This window comes from Clostridium sp. (assembly GCF_016650095.1).
Taxonomy (GTDB): domain Bacteria; phylum Bacillota; class Clostridia; order Clostridiales; family Clostridiaceae; genus Clostridium_AD.
This window is the reverse complement of sequence record NZ_JAENWL010000393.1, coordinates 1-3,314: the sequence shown is the minus strand read 5'-3', so window position 1 is coordinate 3,314 and position 3,314 is coordinate 1. Positions and strand designations below refer to the sequence as shown.

Genomic DNA, 3,314 nt, shown 5'->3' with positions numbered 1-3,314 from the left:
AAATCAGAGCCATATTTAATTTTTATAGTTACTGCAGTTATAATGTATTCGATTTTAGTAACAGCTTTAGTTCCAAAGCAGTATACCCTAAATGTGGGGGATATTGCAAATATAGATATAAAAGCTTCTAGAGAAGTTGAAAATGAAATAGCAACAGAAAGTGATAGATCTGAAGCTGAAGCAATGGTAGGGAAAAAGACAATTAAAATTGCAGTAAATGAGAAGGCCATAGAAAATATTGAAAAATTATTTACTACAGTCAGCCAGTTAAACACTAATGTAGCCTCTTCTGGAAAATCAGAAAAGGAAAAAATAGATTTACTCAAAGTGCAAAGTCCGGTTAATGGTTTTTTTAATGAAAATTATCAAGTTTTAGTAAGTCTTGATATTAAAGAAGCTAATGAATTAAAAATATTTCTTGAAAATACTATGACAACCGTTTATGGTAAATTAACAATAAATGAAGATAAACCAGAAGAAATTATATTAGCAAAGGGTATGATTGTTGCACTTTTTAATAACTCTAATTTTAATAAGGATATTAGAACAATAGGAATATCTATTGCAAATGAACAAGTTTATCCTAATACAAAATATGATAAAGAAAAAACAGAATTGTTAATAGCGGAAGCTAGAAAAAATGTTAAGCCTATCATGATTAAAAAAGATCAGATTATTGTAAGTGAGGGAGAACCAATAACCTCGCAGCAAAAGGCACTGCTTGAATCATTAGGGCTCTTAGACAATACTAACAATTTTGAATGGTCCTTATATTTAAGTTTAGCAGGGCTCGTATGTATAGTGATCCTGCTTCAATGGTTTTATTTGTATAAGTATCAACCGGAAATATTTAAGGATATAAAAAAATTAATTATGCTTAATATGCTTAGTATAATAGCTATATTACTAGCTAGATCGCTAGGTATAATTTCACTGTTTGTAATTCCGCTAGCTTGCGTGCCCATGCTTATGACTATTTTAGTTAATGATGAAGTATCAATAGCTTTAAACATTCTTAACAGTATATTAATTAGCGTTGCAGTTAATTTTAATTTTGATATTACGATATTGGCGGTACTGAACTCTATTACTGGGGTTATGTTACTAAAGAAAATGCAGCAAAGAAACGATATATTATATTCAGCAATATATATTGCAATGATAAATTTGGCGCTTTATCTTTCTATGGGATTTTTACTAAGCAATAGTATAGTTGAGGTGGTTAAAAAGGCAGGAATTGTTGCTCTTGCAAGCCTAATATCAGGAGTGCTTACCATAGGGTTTTTACCGCTTTTTGAGAGTTTTTTTGATATAGTGACTACGGTAAAGCTCCTAGAACTATCAAATCCTAACCACCCACTACTAAAAAGATTGCTGTTAGAAGCACCGGGTACCTATCATCATTCTGTACTTGTAGCGAATCTTTCAGAGGTTGCAGCAGAAGCGGTTGGTGCTAATGCCGTTCTTGCCAGGGTCGCCGCGTATTATCATGATATTGGCAAAATAAAGAGACCTTATTTTTTCAAAGAAAATCAACTAGGAAATGATAATCCACATGATAAAATTACTCCGAATCTAAGTACACTTATAATTATTTCTCATGTAAAGGATGGACTCGAGCTTGCAAAAGAATTTAATATACCTAAGGTGATTCAAGATGTTATTGGACAGCATCATGCCACTTCTTTAGTTAAGTATTTTTATGTAACTATGAAAAATTCTAGTGATAATCCAGATGAAGTTAAAGAAGAGGACTTTAGATACCAGGGACCAAATCCTGAGAGTAAGGAAGCTGCAATTATAATGCTGTCGGATGTAGTGGAAGCAGCTGTAAGATCAATTCCTAATCCTACAAAAGGTAAAGTTGATGAAATGGTTAATAAACTAATAAAAAGTAGGCTTAATGATGGACAATTAGATAATTGTGAGTTAACGCTGAAAGATTTAGAAAAGATTCGAGCTGCATTTTTAAAAGTATTTTCAGGAATATACCATGAGAGAATAGAATATCCAACGGACAAATGGCAAAAGACTAAAGAACATGAAAATAAATAAAGGAGTAAAAATAAGTATGATTTATATTGATAATAGGCAAATTAAGATTGAAGTTACAAAAGAACTTGAAACCGTCATAAAAGATGTGATTGAGTATACGCTTTTCGAGGAAAAACTTTTTATAGACAATGAAGTAAGTGTTATATTTATTGACAATGAGGAAATTAGAAAAATAAATTTAGAACATCGGAAGATAGATGAAATTACGGATGTACTTTCTTTCCCTATGTTACATTACCCCCAAAATAAGGTGTTTAAAAATGTATATTTAAATTATAAATTTGATCAAAGTGATTTATATGATGAGAGGCTTGTAATTGGAGACGTTGCATTATCTCTGGAGAAAGCGATGCTTCAAAGTGAAGAGTTTGGGCATTCCTTTACTCGTGAATGTGCTTATCTTACAGTACATTCAATTTTACATCTGTTAGGGTATGACCACGTGGAACAGGTAGAGAAAAACATTATGAGAAAAAGAGAAGAAGAAATATTGGGAAATTTTAAGATTTCTAGATGAATTAGGGTTATATCACAGTTAAAGGTGGTGAACTATGAAAGTCAAAAAATTAGTTGATAGTTTTAATTATGCTATTGAAGGAATCATATACTCAATTCGCACACAAAGAAATATGAAGATACATATGATAGCTACAATCATAGTGCTTACTGCCGCGTTTTTTTTCAATTTGTCAAAGATAGAACTTTTGATTATAACTATAACAATAACCTTAGTTATAGTAGCTGAAATGATAAATACTGCAGTGGAATGTGCTATAGATGCTACAACAAATTTTTATCATCCACTTGCGAAAATCGCTAAAAATGTAGCTGCTGGTGCTGTACTGGTAACTTCTGTAAATTCAGTTTTAGTTGGTTATGTGATATTTTGGGGTAGAATAACTCCGTTTAATATGACAATTATGTCAAAGCTTAAAAAGTCTAGTCCTGACATGATTTTTTTCATACTAGTTATAGTTTGTATTGCTACAGTGGTAGTCAAGGCGATTTATGGAGAAGGAACTCCGCTCAGGGGTGGAATGCCAAGTGGCCATAGTACCATCGCTTTTTCAGTAGCCACAACCATAACATTACTAACTAATGAACCTTTAATTATGGTGCTTTCTTATTTTATAGCTGGAATAGTAGCACAGAGTAGGGTTGATTCAGAAATTCACTCTATATTAGAGGTGGTTTTTGGTGCGATTTTTGGGACTTTATTAACATTATTACTATTTAAAATCTTAGGATAATATACTTTT

Annotated in this window: 3 protein-coding genes; all 3 read left to right on the top strand. The window is 31.7% G+C overall.

Features of this window, described 5'->3' with window-relative positions; genetic code table 11:
* Positions 1-2,055: HD family phosphohydrolase (locus tag JJE11_RS16895; protein ID WP_366927957.1), on the top strand; the 2,055-nt coding region annotated here is incomplete at its 5' end.
* 16 nt (positions 2,056-2,071) lie between these two features.
* The gene (gene ybeY, locus JJE11_RS16890; protein ID WP_291637723.1) at positions 2,072-2,572 is read left to right on the top strand and encodes an rRNA maturation RNase YbeY; all 501 of its coding nucleotides are present in this window, start codon (positions 2,072-2,074) and stop codon (positions 2,570-2,572) included.
* Between the two features lie 34 nt (positions 2,573-2,606).
* Positions 2,607-3,305: a diacylglycerol kinase gene (locus JJE11_RS16885; protein ID WP_291637721.1), complete on the top strand. Its 699-nt coding sequence runs from the start codon at positions 2,607-2,609 to the stop codon at positions 3,303-3,305.
* Positions 3,306-3,314: the final 9 nt, after the last annotated feature.

Excerpts from the sequence above, each read along its gene's own strand:
- ybeY (WP_291637723.1), top strand. The coding sequence starts at position 2,072 with ATGATTTATATTGATAATAGGCAAATTAAGATTGAAGTTACAAAAGAA.
- JJE11_RS16885 (WP_291637721.1), top strand. The coding sequence starts at position 2,607 with ATGAAAGTCAAAAAATTAGTTGATAGTTTTAATTATGCTATTGAAGGA.